Here is a 24,513-nt window from a genome sequence, read left to right as displayed (position 1 = left end):
CTGCCAACCGCGTCGGTAGCGGGCACGCTCGGAAGCAACTGACGCCGACGTGTGTCGGCTCGATTTCCTTCAATGGTCGCGCATGGCCGCGGCGATCTCGCGACGCGAGCGGAGGCCGAGTTTCGCCAGCGTATTGGACACGTGAGATTGAATCGTCCTTCGCGACAGGAACATCTGGGTCGCGATGTCGCCGTTCGAATAGCCTTCTGCCACCAGGCCTGCGACTTTTCGTTCAGTGTCGGTCAGCGCCGCCCAGCCTGATTTGGGCCGGTTGCGCGGCCCGCGGACACCGCGCCGAATTCCGTAGGGCCGTACCCGCGCGACGGCGCGGGCGGTATCCCAGGATGCTCCGAGCCGGGTGTACAGATCCACGGCGGCGTCCAGTGCGACGCGGGCTTCCGCGCCGCGCCCGGCTACCGCCAGCACTACAGCAGCGTTCTCGAAAGCCTGCCCTTCGTAGAGTGGCCGCCCAGCCGCTCGGAATGCGTCAGCGGCCGCGGCGAGGTCAGCGGGTTCGTGCTCGGCGACTCCGCGACAGAGCAGCGCGGTGCCGTTTCTGGCCGCGGTCGGCTCACGCGCCACCAGAGCTTCGGCGTCGGCCAGCACCGACCGGGCGGCGTCCTGATCACCGACGTCGGCGGCCAGCCGGGCGATGTCGGGGAAGATGTAGTACAGCGTGGGCGCGGTCAACCCCTCGGCCAGGCGACGTTGGGCATCGACCAAGAGTTTCAATGCCAGGTCCGAGCGACCGCGCGTCTCGTGGATAAGCGCGTTGACCCAGGGATGGAGTTGCGCATAACCGCTGCTGCCCAGGTGTCCGTCCGGTGCGGGGACGGTAGCCGGATCCGGGAGAAACGTGCCGCGACGGATTCCGATCAGCGCGGCGAAACTGTGTGCGACCGGCGCGTAGCCGAAGACATCGGGCGCACCCATAGCGGAGGCGCTTTCGGCGATCGCATCGTCCCAGCGACCGTCCAACAGATACAACCGCGCCTTCGCGACCAGGTTCGGCGCCAGATACGCACCGTTCGTTGTGCGGTTGTGAACGATGGCGGTCTGCAACGTCTCCTCGGCGTCGGTGAGCCGATCGAGTTCGAGCAGGCAGTGTGCATGCAATACATACGGATCGAATTGGTCCGATCCGAATCCGCCCTCGAATACGGCAATGATTCGGCTGCTCAGATCCAGCGCCGCAGTGAGATCGCCCTGGGTATAGCGCACGGCGCCCAGGCTCAGCAGACCGTATGCGGTGGCGAGCGGATTATCGGTGGCCTCACCCAGATCGAGCGCCTGTCGGCCGGCCGCCGCCGCCGCATCGAGTCGCCCCAGAAAGAAATTGTCCAGTCCGCACAGGCCGAGGAAGCGCCCGGCGGCCTCGGCGCTCAGATCAGCGGTGGACAGTGCTGTTTCCGCGATATCGACCGCGTCGGCCAACCTGCCCTGGGCGTGGCAGGCCTCGGCGAGCCGCCAGCTCAGCTCAACATCGTCACCGGTCTCCGGTCTAGCGCGCAGCGCCGCGCGCACCACGGCCTCGGCCTCGGCGGCCGAGCCGTTCCACAGCAACGCTTGGGCCTGCAAGCCGGTCAGGGTCGCACGGATCGGGCGGTCGAGGTCCGCAACGGCCACCGCGCGACGCAGCAGCTGCACTGCGATCTCGGGCGCACGCACGATCAGTTTGTCGGCCACGGCCACCAGCCACTCGAGGCTGGCTGTGTCCAGATCGTGGTCGCCGGCCGAGAGGTAGTACGCAATCCGCTCGATCGGCACGTCGGTGGCCTGCAGAACCTGACCGGCCCGGCGGAGCACATCCGATCGCAGCGAGGCGGGCAGTTGTTCGGCGAGCGCCTTCTGGATCAGGTCGTGTCGGAACACCAACTCGGAGTCGACACGGGTGAGCAACCCGGCGTCCAGCGCCTCGGTGACCGCGCTCCAGACTTCGAGAATCGAGCTGCTCAGGACGGCCGCGAGTTCCCCGACATCGACGGTCGGTCCCAGTGCGGCCGCCATCGGCAATACTTGGCGTGCCGGACGGGACAGCAGCGCCAGTCGCCGCGAGATCGCCGCGGCCAGCGGAACGGGTGACCGCTCAGCCGCCGTCCGCGCACGGTCGACAAGGTCGGCCACGATCGTGATGCCATCCGCACGCAACAGAGCGGATACCAATTCCGTGATGTAGAGCGGGTTGCCGCGGGCACCGGCCACCTGACGCATCAATTCCGCGCCGGGGGTCGCCCCAACCATGTGCCGAACCAGCTCCGCGGCGGCTGATTCGGACAACGGCTCGAGACGGATCGTCGGGGCACGGCGCTCGACCAGATGGGCCGCCAGCGCCGTGTATGCCTCATCCTGTGGCAGTGGCCGCGCCGCGAGTATCAGCAGAAGCGGAAGATCGTCCAGCACACCGCAGAGCCGCTGCAGCACCACCAGGCTCTGCCGATCCGCCCAGTGGACATCATCGATGATCAACACGACCGGACCGGCGCCACACCACGTATCGACCGAGTCGAGGATTGCCTCGGTGATGGCGAATTCGTGGGCCGCCGCGCCGTCACCGGCTCTGTTCCCGCTCCGCAACAGCGCACGAATCGGGTCCGAACTCGGATCGGGCTCGACGCGGTCCACATCCAGCCAGGAGCCGACCGCCGCGAACGGCACACTCCGCGCCAATTCCTTCGCGGTTGCCCTTCGGACGACCATGCCTTTGGTGGTGAATCGGGTTACGGCCGCGTCGAGGAGCGCCGTCTTGCCGATCCCGGGCTCACCCTCGACGAGTACAACTGTCCCCCGCCCCGCGGCGGCGCGCCGCCCCAGTGCCGCCACACACACCAGCTCAGCACCGCGACCGACGAACACCGAGGTGGGAGAGTCCTGCACAAACTGGATACTAAGTGTTGACCAGGGACGGCGGGGCTGCGCCAGAGTCCAACGGCCATCGACCACGCGGCGGTGGATGCGGATATTCCTGTCCGGAATGACGGATGTTCTCGCCGCGCACCTGACTTAGAGTCCGGAGCTACGGCAGCCCGATCCTCGGAAATACGCAGGGCGCAGAGCATTTCGAACGCTGCCGAGCGAAGGAGAACCCGGTGGAATCCCAGCCGCCGACCCGCCACCCCACGTCGGAGGCGGTGTGGGGAATCACAGGCATCGGTGCACTGGTCGCCACAGAAATCATTGCTCGCCCACCGAACGTCGGCGCTGCCGACTTGCTCGACGGCGACCAGGCGGCAACGGCCGAGTGGCCCACCACCGTGTCGCGCCGCTCGACTCGACAGCACCGACCACTGTTGTTGCGGATAGATCGGATAGATACGGGAAGCGTCCCTGCGTGAACGGATACATTCTCGCCGATGCGAGGCGGTGTGCTCGTTGGCTGTCGCGGTAATCGGCAGGCCGAATCTGCGATCTTTTCCTGCCGAAGTGTGGATCATTTCGGTCGCCACGTTTCTCATTCGATCGGTAGGATTTCTGGCGCTGTACTCGACGGTGTTCTACACATCGATCGGGTTGAGCGCCTCGGCTCTGTCGCTGGCGTTGTTCGCGGCCGGTTTCGCCGGCGTGCTCGGGTCGCTCGCCGGCGGATGGTCCGCGACCAGGTTCGGGTCGACCGACGTCCTGATCGCCGGCGCAGTACTCAATGTTCCCTTGTTGTTCGCACTTGCACTCACATCGACGAATCCGGCGTCCGCAATTGTGTTGGCATCCTTCAGTGTGGCGGTGACGCAGTCGTTCGCCGGGCCCGCGGCGGCATTGGTCACCGGCTCGAGCTACCGAGGCGACACCGTGACGGTGGTCGCCTTCCATCGAATTTTTCTCAGCAGCGGGGTCACCGTTGCCCCTATTGCTGTCGCCTTGGTGGGCGAAGACAACTTCTCGTTGCTGTTCGCCCTGTCGTCGCTCGGCTCGCTATCGACCGCCGCATTGCTGTTGCGTGAGCGCCCGCGACTTCGGGCCGCGGAGCAGCGCGCGGCAGCTCGGAAAGGAACGGTCTCCCCGCAGGAGTTCGATGCATACTCCCCGGTCAACCCTGTAGATAGCAGTACACGAACGGCGCGGCTGTGGGCGATCGTCGTCGTCTTCGGAATAGCGATGACGGTCTATGCGCAGAGTATGAGCGGAACTCCGCTCTCCGTTGCACGACTATCCGACGGCGCGCAGCTATATAGCGTCCTACTCATCGTGAACTCGCTCTTCATCATTGCTTTCGAGCTGCCGCTCAGCTTTGTCGTCGCCAAGCTGAGGTGGAACTACGCGCTGGGTTTCGGGATCTCCGTCACGGGGGTCGGTCTTGCCGTCTGCGGAGCGGGAACCAGCTGGGCCGTATGCATTTTCGGATTCGCGCTGTTTTCTCTGGGTGAGGCCATCTTCATTCCGTCGTCGAGCGCGTCGATCGCGAAGCTCTCAGCTTCTTCGGATAACCCCAGGTATCAAGGGTATTTGTCGGCCGCACAATCGATCGGCTTCGCGGTGGGACCGGGGATCGGAGCCTTCGGAGTCTTGCACGACAGTGCGTTGTACTGGGCTCTCGTCGTCCAGATCTCGTTGGCCGCGGGGGTAGTAGCGATCGCGGCGGGGATGAACAAGGATAGGAGTCCGGATCATGTCGGATAATTCGGTCTTGATCGTAGACCCAGTAAGCTCGGGAAAACTGTATCCTCCCGTGCTCGAGAAGTACGGGATCAACACGATCCTGTTGGATACCGACCACGCCCTGGTCTCGGAGTTCCGTACCGCGCCGACTCCGGGCGCGTTGGATTTCACGGCAGACTTCGGAGCTTCCTACCAGCTGCTTCTCCAGATGTGCGTGGAACGGTCGGTGAAATATGTCATCGCCGGGTCCGAGCCCGGAGTCGAGCTGTGCGATCGCCTCCGCGCCGACATTCCGGATTGCCCCGCCAACAGTCCAGCTCTGCCGATGCGGCGGTGGGACAAACAGCATATGTTCGAGGCATTGGCGGCTGCCGGTGTTCCCAGTCTGACAACACGATCAGTTGCCGCGGGCGGCAATACGGTTCCGGCAGAAGCGGTCGCGGAGTTACGTCGAGGCCGGAAGCTGGTGGTCAAACCGGCTCGGGGCGCCGCCTCCGTGGACGTTCGATTGGTAGAAACCCCTGCCCAATTGATCGACGCCGTATCCGCGATTACGAACGGCGCCGGATTATTCGGGGGCAACTCCGCCGCTCTGATCCAGGAAATGTATCCCGCTCCGCGGGTGGAATACGCCGTAGACACCTTCTCCGCTGACGGCAGGCATGAACTTCTGTGTGTCAGTGTGTATGACAAGTGGGTGTCAGGTTCCGGCGACTTCGTCTATGAGCGGGGTCGGTGGCTCGACCACGATGACCCGGCGGTCACCGAACTGACCGACTACGCACGGCAGGTGCTCGATGCCTTGGGCATGTTCGTCGGACCTGCGCACATGGAGATCATGTCCGGTGCGTTGGGGCCCCGTCTGATCGATTTCGGCGCGCGGGCGCACGGGATCGGCCATCCGCAACAGACTTATCTACTCACCGGCAACTCACAGATCCACCGCGAGTGCGAGTACATCGCAGAGCTTTTCGGGATTCGCGCTCCGGCGCCGCGGCGACGCGTCGGCTATTCGCTGTCGCGACGCGGTGCGCTCGTGCTCTTCAGCATCGATCGACAATCCCAGTATCTGGGTGGGGCCGCCGTCGAACTCATGGGGCATGCGGGCGTCGAAGAGGTCCGGGTGGCGGCCGTGCCGGGTAAGACGTACCCGCCGACTCACTCGATGATGGATTCGGTTGCCCTGGGACTGGCCTTCGTCGTCGCGGACAGCGCCGACGAACTGGATTTCCGATGCACCGAAGTCCGGAAGAGGGTTGGCGACTTCTTCGCTGCCGTCTGAACTGCCGACATCGGGCGTACTACGCGCTCGCGTGCTCTCTGGTGGTCACGACATCGGTGGTTGTCCATCGACTACTTCGGCAACCAGCTCGGCCCAGCCGACCGCAAGGGCGCTGGCTTCAAGCCATGCATCGTGAACTGACGGATCGGATACCTTCTCGGCCGTCGCGAGCACCAGCTCGGCATCGACGTAGGCCGCGGCGAGAGCATCCACTGTCCGGCCGACGTGCCGGACGCTGTCCGTGGCCGGCCGAAGATAGGCAGTGACCCACTGATTGATCAACGCTATGAGATCGCCGCGGCGCTGCTCGTTCTCGTGCGCCGGGCCTGGATCGATGTAGTGACCGCGATGCAGCTGGGCAAGGCTGTGCGCCCATCGGGTGATCAGATGGTCACCCGGGTTGCCTCCGGTCGCGTCCCGAAAGGAAGCGCAGATCTGGTGCCAGTCAGGCAATGCATGGTGTCGAGATGTGTTGGTTGCGCCCATGGTCTGTTATCCCTGCGATCCGAAGAAGTAGGCCATCGCCGCGAGGTATCGCAGGCATCGCGCGCCATCCCCCGCCGCATGTCGGCCTACTCGAAAAAGTAGTCTTGGCCTGCGAAAACTGGCTATCTCAGCCTGCGCTCAGCGAAGCTCGAAACAGCTGACTCAGGCGGCAATAACGGCGACAGTGGTTCGTCCGCCATCCACGTCGAGGACTGCGCCGTGGACGAAGGAGGCTTCTTCGCTGCCCAAGTAGACCGCGGCCGCCGCGATGGCCGCCGGCGAGCCGATGGCGCCCGCCGGGGTGCCGACCATCATGACATCGCCGGGTGCGGGTGCGGTTTCCTCGGGGCTCGAGGTACGGACCACGCCGGGCGAGATGGCATTGACCCGGACGCCGCTCGGACCGAACTCGGCGGCCCATGCGCGGGTGAGAGTTTCGACCGCGCCTTTGGTCGAGCTGTACAGCGCGCCGACCGGGATGCCGAGTCGCGCGATCCACGACCCGAGGTTGACGATCGCACCGCCGCCCGCGTCGACCATCGCGGGCGCCACTGCCGCGGTCAGGAAGAACGGCGCCTTCACATTGACGGCGTAGACCCGATCGAAAGTCTCTTCATCGGTGTCCGGGGTGGTCGGGCCGGGATAGATGCCCGCATTATTGACCAGGATGTCGATGCGGCCGCCGAGTACGCGAGTGGCCTGCGCGGCCAGTGCGCGGGACGCGGCCGCGGATCCGTCGAGATCGGCGGCGACGAAATCGGCGCGACCGCCTGCCGCACGGATTTCTTCGACGACTTCGGCACCTCGCTCGTGGTCGCGTCCCGACACCACGACATGTGCGCCTTCCGCTCCGTAGGCGAGAGCGATGGCGCGTCCGATATTGCTGGTGGCGCCGGTGATGAGTGCGGTTTTGTGGCGTAGTCGACTACCCATGATGGTTGTTCTCCCGAATGGTCGGACATTTGTGTCGATCATGGGAGCGAGAAAATGGACTGTCAAGTCCAATAATCCTGGTGAACGGATCACTCGGCACTCGGGGCGGAGGTCCGCCACTGCTCGATGGTGACGTCGAGCGCGGCGCGCAGATGAGCCGACTCTCCGGTCGAGAGCATGATCGACACGCCGCCCTGGATGCCGGCCAGTAGGGCGGCGGCGGACTGTTCGACGTCGACCGCCCCGATCAGGCCTTGGGCTCGCAACGCCTCGATTCCGGCAGCCAGGCTCTGCTGCCACTGCCGCATCAGTTCGACGACGATCGCCCGTGCCCCCGGGTTCGCCCGCCCGACCTGCGAGAACAACGCCCCGAGCGGACACTGGTCACCCTGCTCCTCGTACCGACGCACCACCGCGTCGCGCCACCGATACCAGGCGTCCCATGAGTCCAGACAGCTCAGGTGGGGCTGTTGATCATCGAGCACTCGGTCGGCTTCGTACTGTGCGACCGCCAACAGCAACTGATCCTTCCCATCGGGGAAGTAATGGAAGAGCTGACTCTTGCTGGTGGCGGTTCGGGCCATCACATCGTCGAGGGTCGCGAGCACGACCCCCTTCTCGCGCAACACCCCCGCGGCTCCCTCGACGATACGTGCCCGGGTTGCCCGCCCCTTCGGCGTCAACGCACCACGCACCGCACACCTCCTCAATGGACCAGTGGGTCCATTGTAGGGGTGGAATTCTCACGAGTTCCACATCACATGTGCCGTTGCGCCTGCTCCGCGGCCAGGGCGGCGAGTTCGGTGCGGGAGGAGACCCCCAATTTGGTGAACAAGCGGTTCAGATGTGCCTCTATCGTCTTCTCACTCAGGTACAGCTCCTCGGAGATCTGGCGGTTGGTCATGCCGAGCACGACACGGCTGATGATCTCGATTTGGCGTTCCGTGAGCCCGCTGAAGCCGACGGCGGTCGCGCGGGATCGACGGCGCCGGCCCGAAGTCTGACGTTCGCCTACCCGGTGCAGCGCCAGACGCGCTCGCTCGGCCAGCTGCTCGGCACCGCGGGTCTCGAATGTCGACAGCGCACTGGCGAATTCGTGTCCGGCTGCCGTCTCCACGCCCAAGTCGGCGAGCGCATGACCGAGCACCAGCCGCGCCCGAGCGGCCTCCACCACGGTTCCACTGATTCGGTACTCCGCGACGGATCGCTCGGCGCTGCGCACAGCGGCGTCGGCATCCTTCCGCGCGAGCAGGACACGGGCACGCGCGTAGTGGGCGTCGCCGATGCGCATGTGCATCATCGGCGCGGCGTCGGCGATGGCCTCGATGCGCCGAGCCAGCGTCTCCGCAGCGTCGATGCGCCCGAGTGCCAATTCCGCGTCGACGAGGGGCCGAAAGAAGTGCGGCATGGACGTCATGTCGAGCATCGTGAGGTAGTCGCCGGCGTAACCACCGAGCTGGACGATCTGCTGACGGCCACGCTGATAGTGACCCGCCTCGATCAGCACCCCGCCGTACACGACAGGAGCGAGCCACGAACTCATCCCGGTGGGCGCCTGGGCGCCTACTCGAACGCTGTCGGCGGCGGCGGTGAGCGCCTGAGCGGTACGCCCCAACAGCGACAGCGCCCACGCACGGGTCGCCTCGGTCATCGCGACCATCGGCGGATTATCCAGCAGCAGCGCCGTTTCGACGGCGTCCTCGGCCGCGGCGAGTGCTTGCTCCAGTCTGCCCTGCACCAGCAGCGAGACGGCTTTCAGATGCGCCAACTCGACCAGATGCCGGCCGTGCCCGCTCGTACGACACAACAGGATTCCCCGATCCGCGTGCTCGACCGCGTCCTCCCACCGCTCTAGATTCGTCTCGGCCATCGCCACATCGGTCAGCCCGTCGAGCAGCGCGGGCGCGACATCGCTGTCGTCGAGCGAATCGAGCGTTTTCACGGCTTCATCGAGATCGAACTGCCCGCGCAGCAGCATGTCGCCGGACTGGCTGATGCCCACGAAGGCCGCGGCCGCGGTCGCCAGGAAGTACAACCGCGGATCATCGAGCGCGCGGGCGGATTGCCGGATCGCCGACGCGACCGCCACCGCGCTGGCCCAGTCCAACATCATCACATGGTTTTTGATGAGCTCCAGTTCCAGCGCGGCGGCCTCCACGGTGTCAGGAGGAGTGAGCGCCAGCGAACTCGTCAGAAGACGCCGGCCCTCCGCGGCGTTGCCGAGGCCCTGTTCGGTCACCGCGAGCATGGCCATCATCCGGGCGCGGTCCTCGGGCGCCTCGGGCGAAACCAGCGTCAACGCGTCCCCGAGCACCTCCCTGCTCTCCCGGAGGCGGCCGGAGGCACGCAGCGCTTCGGCCAGCGCCATCATCAGCGCCATCCGCTGTTCGGACCGGGCACTGTGTGGCAGCAGACGCAATGCGGCCCGGAACCATCTGGCGGCGGCGACCGGGGCGCGCGGGGCGACGGCGGCCCCCGCGTCGGTCAGTACAGCGATGGCCGCGTCATCCCCCACGGCGCCGCAGTGCTCGAGATGATGCGCGCGCAGCGCCAGGGTGGAGCTGCGGTCGGCGAGGGCTTCGGCGGCCCGTTGGTGCGCCTGCTTGCGCCATCCGTATCCGATTCGCTCGTAGACCGCACGGCGGATCAAGGGATGCCGGAAACCCAGTCGCCCCGGTACTCCGGACTCGTGGACGAGCCCGGTCTCCATCAGCTCGTGCGTTGCAGGGCCCAGATCGACCTCGTCCAGGTCGGCGATCTCGGCGGCGAGATCGAGGTCGAAGGGTTCACCAACCACGGCCGCGGCGTGCAGCAGCGTCCGCGCGCTCGCGGACAGCGCTCGGATCTCTTGCTCCAGAGCTGCCTGGATGATCGCGGGAACCCTGCTCGTCGAGGTGCCGCCGGATTCCAGCGACCCGGGTCTGCGGTCGCCTTGCTTCCGGACACGGGAAAGTTCTTGCAGGTAAAAAGGATTGCCGCCACACTCGCGATGCAGGTCGGCCAGTTCGGTCTCGTCGCCGTGCCCGGTGAGCAGCTCGACGGTCTCGCGTAGCGACAACGGCCCGAGTTCCAGCTGCGTCACGCTATTCTCGTACGCGGCCCGGAACAGGGCGGTGGCATCCACCGATGGCAGCTGTCCGGAGCGATGCGCCAACACGAGAGCGCACCGCTGCACCGGGTTTCGCAGCAGGTGGGCGATCACTTCGAACGACGCATGATCGGCCCAGTGCACGTCGTCGAGCACCAGTAGCAATGGCCGCCGCGCCGCCAACTTCCGCAGCGCTACCCGCACACTGCGGTGAAAGCGGTGCCGTTCCATGCGAACAGGTGGCGCCAGTGCCGCCGCATGTCCATGCGATGACGGCAGTACCCCGCCCAGCTCCGACAAGGTCTCGGCATCGAGCGCGGTCCGCTCCGTGCGAGACAACAGTCCGAGTGGTTCGTCCAGCGCGTCGATCAGGACGGCGTAAGGGACCTCGTGTTCGAGTTCCGTGCCGCGGCCGTCGAGCACCTGGAAGCCTCTCGTGATCGCTTCCCGAGACGTCTCCTGCACCAATCGAGTCTTGCCGATTCCCGGCTCCCCGGTCACCGCGACTACGGCGGTTCCTCCCTGTTGTGCGACGTCCAGCGCATCGTTGAGTGTGCGCATTTCCTCGAGCCGGCCTACGAGCGGCCGAATAAAACTACCTGGCGACCTCATGCCACATCCCAATACCGACAGCAGTATTCGCGAAGTGTCTCTGCGAATTTCGGGTGAATTCTAACCCGGCCGCCCGGCGGTGTCTTGCCCAGCGCAGCAGAACAGCCTGTGGTGCAGCGGGATCAGGGAATTCACCGCTGCGGTTAGTGTGGCGAACAAATTGTCTGCCGAAGTATTCAATTCGGCATCACATCGTAGCGAGGATCGAAACATCCTGGCGCACAGATCAATTCGAATCAGTGATGTCGGCGATATCGGCCACTCCGGTCAGCTCGCCACCACCGCATTCGACGCCGGGACTACTCAATGAGACTTTCATTGCGTGAAAATTGCGCACCGATACGTCGTAACGGTGATCGCTCCACACCATCGCGGCCGCGGCGGACGCCGGTCATCACAATGGGAGATAGCTGATCTGGACCATTTCGGTGTCGCGGCTGCGGGAGACGAGATGGCCGCGGCCGGGCGGTAGCTTCGAGGACCGAACACCGCCGAGAATGACGCCCTCGTCCTTCGGCGCACTCATCAAGAACGCGTCCACCGACATGTCCTTGAGTGGGCCGAGTACCGAGTCGTACAATGCGCGGCCCGCACCGCCCGCGCGACGGGCGATGATCACGTGCAGACCGATATCACGAGCCTGCGGCAGAATTTCCAGCAGAGCCGTCAGCGGGTTCTGCGACGACACCATGTCGTAGTCGTCGACCACAACATAGATTTCCGGCCCAGACCACCAGTTGCGCTCGCGCAGCTCCTGCGGGGTGATGCCGGGACCCGGAATCCGCTCCTCCAGATATTCGGCGACTTCCTTCAGCATGGGAACCGACGTCTGCGACGATGTCGCGTACCCGGCGAGGTGGTCGCCCTCGACAACGCCGAGCATGGTGCGCCGGTAGTCGATGAGTATCACCCGTGCCTGCTCCGGCGTGGTCCGCTCGACGATGCCCTCGACAATGGTGCGCAACACCGTCGTCTTGCCCGCCTCGACATCGCCGAAGATCAGCAGATGCGGCTGGGCGTCGAAATCCAACACGATCGGCTGCAATGCCGACTCCCCCAACCCGATCGCGACCCGAGTCGCTCCCAGATCCGCGCCATCGGCCTGCGCCCGCGCGATCACTCGAGCCCGGTCGACCCGCGCGGGCAGCATCCGCACCGCAGGAGCGCGGCAGTCGCCATATAACACGGGCAGTTGCTCCTTCGCCGCGGCCACACCGTCGGCGAGCGTCTCCGGCTCCAGCTGGGAATCCAGACGTGGCAGCGCAATCAGCATGTGCAGGCAGTCCGGTGTCAACCCGCGCCCCGGGTGCCCGACGGGCACGTGCACGGCGACGCGGCGGTCCATCTCCGAGTCCGACGGATCGCCGAGCCGCAGTTCCAACCTGGTTCCGATCTGGTCCTTGACCACCGGACGGATCTCCACCCAGCGTGACGCGCCGAGTATCACGTGCACGCCGTAGGAAAGACCCTGTGCGGCAATAGCGTTGACCAGGCCCTCCAGTGACTCGAATTCCTCGCGGAATGCCGCCCAGCCGTCGATCACCAGGAAGACATCGCCGAACAGGTCCGTCGACAACGGGTCGGCGGCGCGTTCGTCCGCATTCCGCTGTGTCAGAGCGGCTTTACGCCTGCGGAAGTCGGCCATGTTCTCGATGCCCAGTGTCAGGAATCGCTCCTCGCGCTGCCGCAACAGTGTGGTCAGTTCGGCGATCGTGCGGCGCACCCGATCGCCTTCCAGCCGACCCGCCGTCGAGCCGACGTGCGGCATCCCGTTGAGCGCGGCGAGCGAGCCGCCGCCCAAGTCGATGCAGTAGAACTGCACCTGATCAGGGGTGTGTGTGGCGGCCGCGGACATGATGATCGTGCGCAGGGCGGTCGACTTGCCCGCCTGCGGGCCACCCACGACGGCGACGTTGCCCTGAGCGCCGGACAGGTCGATGGTCAGCACGTCGCGCTTCTGCTCGTAGGGCTTGTCGATGACGCCGATCGGCAGCCACAACTGTCCGTGCCGGTTCGCGGGCGATTGCCAGTACGGGTCGGGCAGCAGCATGTCTACCGAGGGCGAGACATCGAGAGGTGGCAGCCACACTTCGTGCGCGGGCCGACCGTGTCCGGTCAGCCGCTCCACCACCACCTGCAGCAGCGTCTTCTCCAGACCACCCGGCGGCTCGCCGGACAGCATCGCCGCCAGCTCGTCGAGGTCGGGCAGTTCCACCGCTGTGGGTTCCGGCTGGTCGGGGATCTTCACCGGCGATGCCGTGAAGATCTCCACAGGTTGCGCGGCGACCACTGTTCCGTCCGCCGCGCGCCGAGCGCCGCGGGGCGGGATGTACGGGCCCGAGACGTAGGTGGTGTTGAACCGCAGCGGGTCGTCGGCGTCACTCTTGAGGTAGGCGGAGCCAGGCACGCTGGGCAGGTGATACGCGTCGGTGATACCGAGCACCTGGCGGGACTCGCCCGCCGAGAACGTCCGCAACCCGATCCGGTAACTCAGGTGGCTGTCCAGTCCACGCAACCGGTTCTCCTCCAGCCGCTGCGAGGCCAACAGCAGGTGCACCCGCAGCGACCGGCCGAGCCGCCCGATCATCACGAACAGTTCGGCGAAATCCGGTTTCTGCGCGAGTAGTTCGGTGAACTCGTCGACCACGACGAACAGCGCGGGCAATGGGTCGAGCTGAGCACCGCCGACGCGCGCCTTCTCGTACTCGGTGACATTGGCGAAATTGCCCGCGGCGCGCAGCAGTTCCTGGCGGCGGTTCATCTCTCCCGACAGCGCGTCGCGCATACGGTCGACCATGGCCAGCTCTTCCTCGAGGTTGGTGATGACCGCGGCCACATGGGGCAGCGGATCCAGACCGAGGAAGGTCGCGCCGCCCTTGAAGTCCACCAGAACCAGATTCAGTAGGTCCGGCGAATGGGTGGTCACCAGGGACAGCACCAGCGTGCGCAGAAACTCGGACTTGCCCGACCCGGTGGCGCCGATGCACAACCCGTGGGGCCCCATGCCGTTCTCGGCCGACTCCTTGATGTCGATCTCGACCGGTGTGCCATCCGGCGACACGCCGATCGGGACCCGCAGGCGTTCCCGCGCGCTGCGCGGCCGCCACACCGCCTGCGGGTCGATCTCGGCAGCGTCGTTGATCTTCAACAGCGCCATCAGCCCAGGATCGGTGCGGATATCGTCGCCGAGATCGACGATTTGGGCTGCGGTGGCAACGCGGAAGCGGGCGACCGCGCGGCCGAACGTCTCGGCCTCAGTGCGACTCACCACATCCGCGGTGGCGAACTTCTCCACGCCCCCGCCGGATTTGGCCGCCACCATCCCGTCGTCAGTAGCCACGAGCTGCAGTCCGCGCCGCACCGCGAGCCCCGCCTGCGGGGCCGTCAGATCGATGACCGTGACCGAATCCAGGCCCGCGTCGCTGATAATCCGCTCGGTGCCGTTGACGTATCCGTCATCGATCACCACCACGACATGGATTCGTCCGGCGGTAGGCTGAGCATTGCGCATGAAGCGGCCACGCTCCAGAAGTTCCTCCGACAGCGCGGTCTCCAGCTCCGACAGTGAGTCGAACATCATGCGCTCCGAGCCCATCGCGTCGCGCAGCGCGGGATGTTGCAGTTGTGGCAGCCATTTCGCCCACGCCCAGTCCGGTCCGTCCGGGTCGGCGCAGACGACGGCCAGCGCCAGGTGGTCCGGTCCGTGAAAGGTGCACAGCTGTAAAATCATGGACCGCAGCAGCTTCCGCGACTGAACGCGGTCGCCTTCGATATTGATCGCGGGGAAAGCGCGCAACGACAGGGCTGTCGGCAGGCCATGCACCACCGAGTGGGTGCGCACGAACCGTCGCAGCGCCACCGTCGACACCGGCTCCAGGTCTTCCACCGGCCCGGTCTCCGGACGGGCCAGTTTGGAGGCGAGGCGGTGGCTGCCGACGCCGATGCGAACATGTCCGAAATCGGGATCGTTGGGCCTGCGTTCCCACATCCGCCGTGTGCCGACCAACGAATACAGGTCCGCCGGATGCGGATGCGACCACTCCAGCGCCTCGCTCTGCACCAGCGCGGTCTTGCGGACGTCCTTGCGCAACTGGTCGAGGTAGCGGAAGTAGTCCTTGCGGTCTTCGTTCAATTCGGCCGCACTCTTGTTCGCCCCTTTGCCGAACGCGCCGCCGACAAACATGCCGCCCATCGACATCAGCATCATCACCGGGAACATCATGGTGAGCGGGTTGCTCAGCAATGACCGCGTGCCCGAGGTGATCATCAGTGCGATCATGCCGACGACCGCGACGATCAGCACTACCGGCATCAACTTCATGAGTAATCCCCCCGGCACCGGGCGAGGCAACTCCGGTGGCGGATTGAGGATGACCTCGGCGCCGGGGACGCGGGGCGGGGCGATCCGGGCCAGGCGCACAAAGCCTTCGGTGCTCACTGTGGTCCTCTCGGCTTCAGTAGTCAGTAGTCGATGTGTTCGGAGAACTTGCGCCGGCGGGCGTCACGCCGGTAGGGAATCGACACGGTGTAGCCGATGCCGAGCGCACCGAGGCAGGCGAGCGTGCCGGCGGTCGCGATCCGGGTGGGCCACGGGTCTTCCCGGGCGGGCGGCGGCGGGGCCGCGACAGGTTTCGGAACAGTCGCGCCGATCTCCACTGGTTGTGTGGGCAGCTGTGCGGTGAGCGCCGCGACCGGGTCGATCATGCCCGCGCCGATGATGTCGTCGCGGCCGGCGCCGGGTGCGTGCGCGGTGCGGATGATCCGATCCATCACCTGCCGCGCGGACATTTCCGGGAACCGCGACCGCACCAGCGCCACGACACCGGAGACGTAGGCACTGGAGAAACTCGTGCCGTCGATGGGATGCAGTTCGCCCTGATCCCCTGGCGTCGCGTTGACCAGACCGACGCTGCCAGGCCCACTGTCCAGCGAGATGACGCCGCGGCCGGGGGCTGCGACGGAAACCCATGGGCCATGGATGGAGAACGGCGACCCCGCGCCATCCGGGTCCACAGCGGCCACCGACAGTACGTAATCACTGAACCACGCGGGGGTGGCTACAGTTCGCACCGCGCTCCAGCCGACGCCATCGTTCTGCGCCTTGCAAGGTCCGTTCTGCTGGAGGTTGCCCGCGGCTGCCACCACGACGACATTGCGGTCGTGGGCGAATTTCACCGCCGCGCCGAGTGCCCCGTCACCGATGGGTTCGCCCACTACCGCACAGGCGACTTCGGAGATATTGATCACCGTCGCGCCCAACTCCACCGCGCGGATGACGGCGAACGCCAGCGTGAGCACATGACCGTAGCCGCTGCCCGCCAGATCGCCTTGTTGCTGGCGCCGGTTGAAGTCCTTGGCCTCGAACGCCAGGCTCAGCTGCCGGATGGCGAGCACCGCCGCGTCCGGCGCGACCCCGGAAAAGCCGTCGCCTGGACTCGGCCGCGCCGCGATCAACCCTGCCACCAGCGTGCCGTGCCCGTCGCAGTCCACCAACCCGTCGGAATCGGACACGTAGTCCCCGCCGGGGATCAGGATCGGCAGGCGCGGATGGAAATTCACCCCGGTATCGATCACCGCCACCGTCTGGCCGTATCCGCGGCTGAACTGCCAGGCCGCGGACAGATCGAGTTGTCGCTGCGCGAGTGGCGCGGTGCGCGGCGGCGGACCGGTGAGCACGGGACGCTGGCACACCGACTTCTGTTCGGTCTCCTCCGATGGCCGCGGCGGGAGGTTCGGCGGGGGCAGCAAACCCGGATCGACGACCGGCGGACCGACCGTGCGCGCCGGAACAGCCGCGGCCGGAACGAAGGCGGATCCGAGGACGAGCGTCAGGGCGGCGACCAGCGACGCGAGCGTGCGCAGTCGGCGACCGGCCGCGGCGGCACTGGACACCGCACGCGCGAAACGGCCTGGCTCGCCAGGCAACAGGGCGATCATATGTTTCGGGCGGCGGAGTAGAGGTCCATGGTCCACACGACGAGCGGGATCATGGCGATGATCAGTGCGTATTCGAGAAGTTCCCCAGCACGGCGGGTGACCGGCGAGATATCGGTGACAGGACCCGCGACACCGATGAACACCGCTGCGGCGGCCAGGACGAGCGAAGAGGCCGCCGCGGGAATCAGCGCGCTGGGACTGCCGAGCCCCAATCCCGCGGCGAGCGCGATCAGCGTGAGGCTGCCACCGCCGATGAGCGTGCCCGCCTGCGTGATGTCGGCGTAGAACCGCCCGCGCAGACACAGCACCAGTCCGGTGACGACGGCCAGTACGATGCCCTGCCACGGTCGGGAGCCGAGCGGGTCGGCCGCCAGCACCGCCCCGGCGACCGCGGCGAGGGTCGCGCCGATGATCATGCCGGATTGGAATTGGTTCGCCACGCGGGCGCGTTCGGCCAAACCGGCTGCCGACGGCAACGCGGTCGCGCCGATCGCGCCGATGCCCTCGATGGTCGGGCGCGGTTCGTGGTCGGCCGGATCGATCGCGCCGCCCGCCGTGGGCACCGGCGGCACCGGCAGTTTCGCGGCAGAACCCGCCAACTGCGCCGATGGCGTGATGAACGTGACCGCCGCGACCAACACGCCCGCGGCCACTTTCGTGGCGTCCAGGTCGAAGGCCATGATCAGGCCGGCGGCCACCCCGCCGAACACAACTGTCGTCGCCACCGCGGCGAACAGCGTGGCACCGACGCCGGTCATCCGGTAGGCCGCGGCGGTGACCACCAGCGTGACCGCACACGCCAACAGGGCGTGCGGACTCCCGATGCGGCCGGGTACGAGCAGCGCGACGCCCGGGCCGAGCAGGACCAGCGCACACAACGACAGCCCGGTCGCGACGGCGGTCAAGGCGTAGCGGCGGGCGGTGATGACCGCTGCCGTGCATGCGGCGGTCCCGCCGGCCAGCGCGACCGCGCCCGCCCCCAGCGGAAAGCTCGACAGCACGAGCAACACCAACGCCTGCACCGACGCGACCAGCGCCACAACAAGTCCCGCCCAGCGTGCCGCACTGGCGTTCCAGCCGCCGAACGCGCTTTCGGTAAGCCGAGCCACCGCGTCGATGACGTCATCGAACAGCGCCGGTACTTCCGTCGTCCGGACCGACCGCAACACCAGCAACTCACCGTCGAACACCTCGGCTTCGGTGAGCGTCGAATCCGGCGGGATCGGTTCGCGCCCCAGCCTCGCCAAGGTCCAGTGCCGAGATACCACCGGGGCGCCTTCTTCCGGCTCCGTCAGATCGGGATTGCGCGATTCGATCAGCGCGGCCACCTCACCGATGAATACTCCGACCGGAACCGACGTCGGCAGTCCCATATCGAGCTGGGTGTTGCCGCCGATCACGCTGACGCGGCACACCTCGGGTTCATCAGCGCCTGGCCCATTCAGGACAGAATCCATCGCTTCTCCGGTTCGTCGGGCTGTCGAGGGGATATGAGGGAGCACGCAGTCGAATCAAGCTCCCGGGACCGAGTCATAGGCCATCAGAGCTTGCGGCCGGGCGAGGGTCGGGCCGGGAACCAGCTGACCGATGATCTGCCACGGAGCGAGTTTCGGTGGGTCGCTCAACCCCAGGATTTCGGCGGTTGCCAGGTCGGGAATGCCGTATCGGATGCCCGTGTCGGCGATGTAGTACAGCGAGCCGAGGCGCACACTGCCCGGCTCGATCCCGCCGACCTGTACGAACTCTCCCGAACTCGGCCGGATGTAGGCGGCGTCGATGTGGTCGGCATCCAGGCCGGAGCCAACCGACACCGCCGGCTTGGCGGATCCCGGCAGCGGCCAGTCACGACCGATGAGCAGCGTCAGGGTGGCGTCGTGATCAGCGTCGGACTTCACCCAGGACGCGCACGTCACCGGGAGCGGGTCGGCCGCAAGGATGCGCGGCCTGGTGGTCGGGAACTTGTCGATCGGCAGCGTGCTCACCACCGGCACGCCGCGCAGCGTGTCCGGCGGGACAGCGGCGATCTCGCTGGCGCCCAGCGAATCCGCATTGCGGATGACCTCCGCGGCGAACGACGAGATCCGCTGGATTCCCGCGGGAACCACGACATACAGCTCGGTCGCGCTGACCCCGGCGACCTTGAGCACACTGCCGACCTTGGTGCCCGGCACCTTGCCCGGCGCACCGACCTCCGGGATCGCGGGCGGCGCCAGCGCCGGGATCGCGACGGCGGCGTTCAGCAGCCCGGCGCCGATCGGACGCGGCTCGATGTCCTGCACCTGCAGGGAACGGACAATTGCGTCGTTGCTCAGGTCGACCTCGGCGCGTTTGCCGTCGTACAGCAGGTAGGTTTTGTCGCCGGCTGACACCAGCAGCGCCTCGTCGGCAGCCAGCGGGCGAATCGGATCGCCCAGCTTCGGGTCTCCCGCCATCACGAGCCGCTGCACTCCGGCGATGACGGCAGTCGATTCGCACAGGCTCCACGCCGACCGGTTCCCCGCCGTCGCGGACCCCGGCAACGCGCTCGGTGCGCCGGGGATACCGAGTATCGGCCCACGCGGCAGCGACGACAGCTTGGACTCCTGCACCGAGGTCGGCTTCTCCGCCGACCCGGTGATCAACCGCGCCGACGCCAAGTTCAGCGCCGGATGCAGCGCGTCGTCCCGTACGACGAAGAGCGCGCCACTGTCTTTACCGACAATGATCTTCGCGTCGCGGACCGCGCCCTGCGGTTTGAGCAATCCCAGAATCGCGCAGCCCGCCACAGCCAGTGTCGCCAACACCGCGCCGACAACCATGGACCGGAACTGGGCGCGCATCGGGTCGTGCAGCATTCGCACATCGCGACGCACCAATGCGTGCTGAATGCGTTTCAACAGAAATCGATAGCCGTTGACCTGGGCTCGGGTGGTCAACTGAGCTGGCACGGAAACCTCCTCTGCACGGGCCGCGCCACCGCACGCGGTGCGCAACGGCACACCGGTGGGCAGATGGGTGATGAAATCCGCCGCACCCAGGCGAACGCCCCACCCCGGTCCTGGGATGGGGCTTCGCACGACGAGCGGTCAGGCCTCGAACAACGCCGCGACCTTCTTGTCGGCGCCCTGAATCATGGTGTTGGCCTCCATCACCTTGTTCCTGCCCTGTTTCAGGGTGTCCTGTATCGCCTGAAGCTGGGTCATCATGCGGTCGACCTTGCCCGAAAACGACTCGAAACCGTCACCGATCCAGGTTTCCCGCAGCCGTTCTCGATTCGAGGTCGTGGCGTTCTCGTGACCGGTGATCTCGTTGTAGTATTTGTCCAGAGAGGTGACGAGCTGGTGGATGTCGCTGTCGACATATCTGGTGAATTCCTCGCCTGGCATTGTTGTCCTCTGTTTCTCGCTGAGTGATCGCTAAGACGGTTACTTGCTTCTGAGGTTCGTCATGCTGTTCGACAAATCCCTGATGGCCGCCTCGGTTTCGTCTTCCTGGGTCTGGAAGGTGCGATCGCTGGAGTGCAGCGCATCGCTCACATCCCGGAGCCGGTCGTTCAATGTCTTGATCTCACCGTTCAGTTCGCGGTGCATGGTCTTGAACGCCTCGGCGCCTTTGCCCGCCCACTGGTGCCCGGTCTCCACGGTTTCCAGCAGCCGCTTCGCGGTACCCGCGATGTCCTCGACCACTTGTTCCATGTCGGTCTTGGCCTTGATGAGCGCGGGGGAATCAACCTGTGTTGTCTTGGCCACTTCCGTAATCCTTTCGTTGTCGCGTGTCTGGTGACGTCTGCTGTGTGTCGCTGCACTGCGTTACGGCATCCACCTCTCTCCTGGAAGGAGGCCGATCAACGCGGAGATGCTCTGCGTCACACGGTGGTCCGTTCCGGGCGCGAAGGTGGACCAGAGCTGGCCGTCGCCGGTCTGGGTGGGTGCAGCGACGATCCGGCCGCGCGCGGTGTCGTAGACCGCGACCGCGGCGGCGATTCGAGTAGCCGACCCGTCATGGTGGTGGTATGCGGCGATCTCAGCGTGTGCGTGGCATCCGGCCATCGCCATTCCGAACTCGACGGCCGCGCGCTCGGCGCACCCGAAATGGAAAGCGATGTCGATGAAATCGCCGGAGCTGTGGGCGGCGTCCATACGCTCGCGCAGCTGGCCCGCGAGCCCGCCGAAGGCCGTGATGCCGGCCGCGGCGCCGGGACCGAGGGCAGCCAGAAAAGGCCGCGCCAGCACGGCATGGTCTTCGTCGCCCCAGACCTGCCGGATGTCGAATTCGTTCCCGGTACGCACTGCCACCGCATGCTCGAGTCCACGGCGCGCCAGGCACACTCGACGCGGTCCATCCGGCCGATGGACACGGGCGACCAGTTGCCGATCGGGCCGGGCGAGCACGTGCAGTGCGCCGGCCAGCTCGGTGTCGACATCACCGTAATCGTCGATCACACCGGCACCGATGAGCATGGACCGAGCGTCCCGGCGCGCTGCCCGCCACGCGTCGATGTGATCGTGCGGCTGCATCACGGCCAGAGCCACGGGAAAGGTCTGCACGCCCAGCAATTCGGCCACCGCCAGCAATCCGTCATTGGTCACCGTGGTCACGTGCTCACCTCCGGCGGATCGATCCGGCGCGCACGCGGCGCCGACTGTCCGCCGACGACGGCGGGCGCGGTGTGGTAACCGGCGTCGAGCCCGATCCGGTCCGGATCGTCCGCTGCCGCGGCGGCACCCGCGCCGAGATGACCGGTGTGCTCCTCGTCCTGCGCGTTCGCCGCGGCAGTGAGCGGCGCGAGCGGCGGTAGCGACGTGATCGGCGCCGGCGCCACGGTGACCGGGGTCGTGGTTTCGACCACCACCGGCTCGGTGGCCGTCCGCACGATCGCCTGCGCTCGGTAAGCGACTTTCGCCCGCGGGAACGCGCCTGGCGGAATGATCCGTGCCAAGGACGAGCCGAGCGGCGGCGAGAGTGACCCGGCCGACGGCTGCTCGGCCGCGGCAGTCTCGGCCGTCAACGCGATGTCGCTGGTGAGCCTCGGCGGTTCCGGCTGGGTCCACGGCTCAGCCAGCGCAGTGGTCGCCTTCTCGTATTCCTGCATCACCCTGGCCGCGTGCGCCCTGGCGACATCGGTCTCGTCCTCCAGCTCGGCGGAGACCGCCTGCAATGGTGAACCCAGCGTATTCCCTTGCAACAGTGCGTCTTTCAGCATTTCGAGGGCGGCAAGCGCGGACCCGCTCGGCATGGCTATGCGGGCGATCTCGTACGCGGCCGCCTGCGCCTGCGCCTTGGCGGCGTTGGTGGCCGCCGCGGCGGCCGCGTCGACGAACCACGTGCCCAGCTCCGCGAGCCGGCCGATATTCCCTTCGTTGTGGTCGGACGTCCATACCCGGCCGAGTTCGGCGCGGATCACTTCGTATTCGACAGCCGCCTCGGCCAACCCGGCGGCCAACCGGGCGAACGCCGATGCGGCGTGCGCCATCGGCGCGGCGCCCGCCCCCGTCTCCAGGTCGCGCACGAGCTTGTCCGGGGGCACAGCCTCCCATATCCGACCGGTGAATCCGGCTTCGTGTGCTTCCGCCATCGAATACTGCCTTCGGCCGACGCCGCCGCGGATTCGCTAAACCCGGCGGGTGCCCGGCTCGAACATCGTGGCGTTGTCGTCCTCGACACGCTCGACGGACCGGGTGTGTGCGCGCAACGTGGCAGCCAGCTTCCGCAGCTCTTGCGCACCACTGTCGTGGATTTGCTGATACTGGGCGCTGACCGCGTTGAGCGTCTGGGTGGCCCGTCCGGACACCTCGTCGGCGCCCGCGGGCGCCAACGTCAAGCCCGCACGGGTGGACTCGAGGTCGCTTTCCAGGCGCGCCGACAGCGCGTCGAGCCGCGCCGCCACGGCGCGGATCGCGGCCGGATCTAGTTGGACTGTTCCGTTCATCGGTTCTCCTGGATCTTCCGGTGTCGGCTCATAACGTCAGGGCCTTGTCCGGTGGCTCGCTCAGGTCGTCGCCCACCACGCCCACCACGGGTGACGCGGCGGCCTCCGGGGCTGCGACGACTTCGTCGTCGAGTTGTCCGGTCACCAGCGGATCGTGCACCGCGGTGTTGCCGGGATCTCCTGCCCGTGCCGCTGCGGCCAAGGGTGCGATCGGCATCATCGGTGCGGCAGCGGTCGCCGTCCGCGTGACGGTTTCCCCGGTGACCGATCCCGAGGACGACGCGCCGCCGCCCATCGTCACCGGATTGGTAATGCCCGCCACGCGCAGACCGCCGGCCTGATACGCCTGCAGTGTCCGATGCTGGACCGCGCCGGCACCTGCCGCCGCCGCGCCTGCGACGTAACCCGCCAAGGGCGCCCCGCCCGGTGCCACCCCGGTGCCCTGATCCGCGGACGGTCCCGAAGCCTCGGCCGTGGCAAGCTCCTGCCGGGACGCGTTCTGCTGCAATGCCCTGCTGCCTTGCTGCAACATCTGGGTGAGCGGCTGTACGAGTTGCAGCACCTGCTGCAGCATCTGCTGCGGATCACCGCCTGCCGCGTTCGGCGCCGACGTAACAGAAACAGGTTGGCCCGCCGCTTCCATTTCGGCGGTGTGGATGCCCAATTGCGCACGCACCGCCGCCACCACCGCCGCGGACTCCGCGGCGCCTTCGGCTACCACTGCGACGACGGCGGGCTGGCCGCCTGGCACCGCTGCCAGAGCGGCCGATGTCGACGCCGTCTTCGCGGCGATCCCGGCGAGCGCCGCGTTGCCCACCTGGACCGTCATGGCGGCCTGGGTGACGATCGAGTCGATCGCACCCGCCTGCGTAGCGACCTCCCCGGCATTGGCCTGCGCCGCGGTAGCTTTGTTCGCTGCTGATTGCGTTCCCTGCCCGGCCATTCCGGACAGCAACCCGAGCGCCTGCGTGCCCATGGATATGGCCTGATTCATCCCGTTGGCCACACCGGAGAGGATCTGCTGAGGATTCGCCCCGTCGATATCACCGAGGCGTCCGGTGCCGAATTGGCCGAGCAGGTCGGTGATCGGTTTCAGCAGCATCGCAGGGTCGAGGACCGGCAGCGGCGGCAGCCCTGGCAGCGGCGGCAACGGCGGAAATTGCGGTAGCGCCGAACCGATTTCGGCCAGCACCTGGTCGACCGGACGCGCCGAGAGTGGTCCGGCCGCGACCTGGCGCAGCGTGTCCTGCACCACCGGATCCAGGGGTGCGGGGTCGGGCGCGATCATGCCCGCAGCTTCGTGAACTCATCCGCACTGGCCGACTCGGTGGTTTCATAGGAGGCCGCGGCCAGCTCCGCCGCCACCGAGGAGGCGGCGTGCACCTCGGCAAGCCGGCCCACGGCATGCAGGTGATTGGCTTGCGCCTGCGCGAACGACGCCAGGAAGTCCGCTCCGATCGGCCCGAATACCGGCGCCGCGGCGGCGATGGCGGCCGCCTGGTCCACCGCACCCGACATCGCCACCGCCGCGGCCTGGGTCGCGTTCACCGTGCCGAACTGACGGAAGACCGTGGGAATCACCACAACATCGCTCATGGCGGACCTCTTTCACCGAGCAGTGGCTCGTTATCTCGGGCATACGGTGCGCGGCACCCGCGGTGACCAACTCGCTATCCT

At 66.8% G+C, this 24,513-nt stretch carries 19 protein-coding genes; 3 read left to right on the top strand and 16 right to left on the bottom strand.

The window, feature by feature from the left end; all coding sequences use genetic code 11:
- Positions 1-69: 69 nt before the first annotated feature.
- A complete protein-coding gene (locus AB0B25_RS17525) occupies positions 70-2,940 on the bottom strand; it encodes an AAA family ATPase (RefSeq protein ID WP_357180139.1) in 2,871 nt (956 codons plus the stop codon).
- 146 nt (positions 2,941-3,086) lie between these two features.
- Here AB0B25_RS17525 and AB0B25_RS17520 point away from each other — a divergent pair, with 146 nt between their 5' ends.
- From AB0B25_RS17520 to AB0B25_RS17510, 3 genes are read left to right on the top strand one after another with little or no spacing between them, the layout of a single operon-like run.
- A complete protein-coding gene (locus AB0B25_RS17520; RefSeq protein ID WP_357180136.1) occupies positions 3,087-3,332 on the top strand; it encodes a hypothetical protein in 246 nt (81 codons plus the stop codon).
- Positions 3,333-3,360: 28 nt separating this feature from the next.
- Entirely contained in the window at positions 3,361-4,611 is a 1,251-nt protein-coding gene (locus AB0B25_RS17515) for an MFS transporter (RefSeq protein WP_357180134.1), read from the top strand.
- Between the two features lie 49 nt (positions 4,612-4,660).
- The gene (locus tag AB0B25_RS17510) at positions 4,661-5,872 is read left to right on the top strand and encodes a hypothetical protein (RefSeq protein WP_357180131.1); all 1,212 of its coding nucleotides are present in this window, start codon (positions 4,661-4,663) and stop codon (positions 5,870-5,872) included.
- Positions 5,873-5,917: 45 nt separating this feature from the next.
- Here AB0B25_RS17510 and AB0B25_RS17505 read toward each other — a convergent pair whose 3' ends face one another.
- The 15 genes from AB0B25_RS17505 to AB0B25_RS17435 form a co-directional block, all read right to left on the bottom strand.
- Entirely contained in the window at positions 5,918-6,358 is a 441-nt protein-coding gene (locus AB0B25_RS17505) for a DUF4254 domain-containing protein (protein WP_357180128.1), read from the bottom strand.
- Positions 6,359-6,520: 162 nt separating this feature from the next.
- Positions 6,521-7,333, bottom strand: coding sequence for a glucose 1-dehydrogenase (locus AB0B25_RS17500; RefSeq protein WP_357180126.1), 813 nt, complete (start codon positions 7,331-7,333; stop codon positions 6,521-6,523).
- A 47-nt stretch (positions 7,334-7,380) separates the two neighbouring features.
- Positions 7,381-7,986, bottom strand: coding sequence for a TetR/AcrR family transcriptional regulator (locus AB0B25_RS17495; RefSeq protein ID WP_357180124.1), 606 nt, complete (start codon positions 7,984-7,986; stop codon positions 7,381-7,383).
- A gap of 62 nt (positions 7,987-8,048) precedes the next feature.
- Positions 8,049-10,991: an AAA family ATPase gene (locus tag AB0B25_RS17490; protein WP_357180121.1), complete on the bottom strand. Its 2,943-nt coding sequence runs from the start codon at positions 10,989-10,991 to the stop codon at positions 8,049-8,051.
- A gap of 394 nt (positions 10,992-11,385) precedes the next feature.
- Positions 11,386-15,429 carry a type VII secretion protein EccCa gene (eccCa, locus tag AB0B25_RS17485; protein WP_357180118.1) on the bottom strand — a complete coding sequence of 1,348 codons (4,044 nt, stop codon included), beginning with the start codon at positions 15,427-15,429 and terminating at the stop codon, positions 11,386-11,388.
- A gap of 23 nt (positions 15,430-15,452) precedes the next feature.
- Positions 15,453-16,835 (bottom strand): type VII secretion-associated serine protease mycosin, encoded by a 1,383-nt coding sequence (gene mycP / locus AB0B25_RS17480; protein WP_357180288.1) that lies wholly within the window; start codon positions 16,833-16,835, stop codon positions 15,453-15,455.
- An 89-nt stretch (positions 16,836-16,924) separates the two neighbouring features.
- Positions 16,925-18,385, bottom strand: a complete 1,461-nt coding sequence (gene eccD / locus AB0B25_RS17475; RefSeq protein ID WP_357180115.1) for a type VII secretion integral membrane protein EccD — start codon at positions 18,383-18,385, stop codon at positions 16,925-16,927.
- A 54-nt stretch (positions 18,386-18,439) separates the two neighbouring features.
- On the bottom strand, positions 18,440-19,855 hold the full coding sequence (gene eccB, locus AB0B25_RS17470; protein WP_357180112.1) for a type VII secretion protein EccB: 1,416 nt from the start codon (positions 19,853-19,855) through the stop codon (positions 18,440-18,442).
- Between the two features lie 138 nt (positions 19,856-19,993).
- Positions 19,994-20,293, bottom strand: a complete 300-nt coding sequence (locus AB0B25_RS17465) for a WXG100 family type VII secretion target (protein WP_357180110.1) — start codon at positions 20,291-20,293, stop codon at positions 19,994-19,996.
- A 39-nt stretch (positions 20,294-20,332) separates the two neighbouring features.
- Positions 20,333-20,656, bottom strand: a complete 324-nt coding sequence (locus tag AB0B25_RS17460; protein WP_357180107.1) for a WXG100 family type VII secretion target — start codon at positions 20,654-20,656, stop codon at positions 20,333-20,335.
- Between the two features lie 60 nt (positions 20,657-20,716).
- Positions 20,717-21,505: an ESX secretion-associated protein EspG gene (locus tag AB0B25_RS17455; protein ID WP_357180104.1), complete on the bottom strand. Its 789-nt coding sequence runs from the start codon at positions 21,503-21,505 to the stop codon at positions 20,717-20,719.
- Complete coding sequence (locus AB0B25_RS17450) at positions 21,502-22,482, bottom strand: PPE domain-containing protein (RefSeq protein ID WP_357180101.1); 981 nt, start codon at positions 22,480-22,482, stop codon at positions 21,502-21,504. Before AB0B25_RS17450 ends, AB0B25_RS17455 begins: the two co-directional genes overlap by 4 nt.
- A gap of 36 nt (positions 22,483-22,518) precedes the next feature.
- Positions 22,519-22,836, bottom strand: a complete 318-nt coding sequence (locus AB0B25_RS17445; RefSeq protein ID WP_357180099.1) for a PE family protein — start codon at positions 22,834-22,836, stop codon at positions 22,519-22,521.
- A gap of 28 nt (positions 22,837-22,864) precedes the next feature.
- Complete coding sequence (locus AB0B25_RS17440) at positions 22,865-24,124, bottom strand: hypothetical protein (protein WP_357180097.1); 1,260 nt, start codon at positions 24,122-24,124, stop codon at positions 22,865-22,867.
- Positions 24,121-24,432 carry a type VII secretion target gene (locus AB0B25_RS17435; RefSeq protein ID WP_357180094.1) on the bottom strand — a complete coding sequence of 104 codons (312 nt, stop codon included), beginning with the start codon at positions 24,430-24,432 and terminating at the stop codon, positions 24,121-24,123. Before AB0B25_RS17435 ends, AB0B25_RS17440 begins: the two co-directional genes overlap by 4 nt.
- Positions 24,433-24,513 lie beyond the last annotated feature (81 nt).

This window comes from Nocardia sp. NPDC049190, assembly GCF_040648115.1.
Classification (GTDB): domain Bacteria; phylum Actinomycetota; class Actinomycetes; order Mycobacteriales; family Mycobacteriaceae; genus Nocardia.
This window is presented reverse-complemented; position numbering and strand designations above follow the sequence as displayed.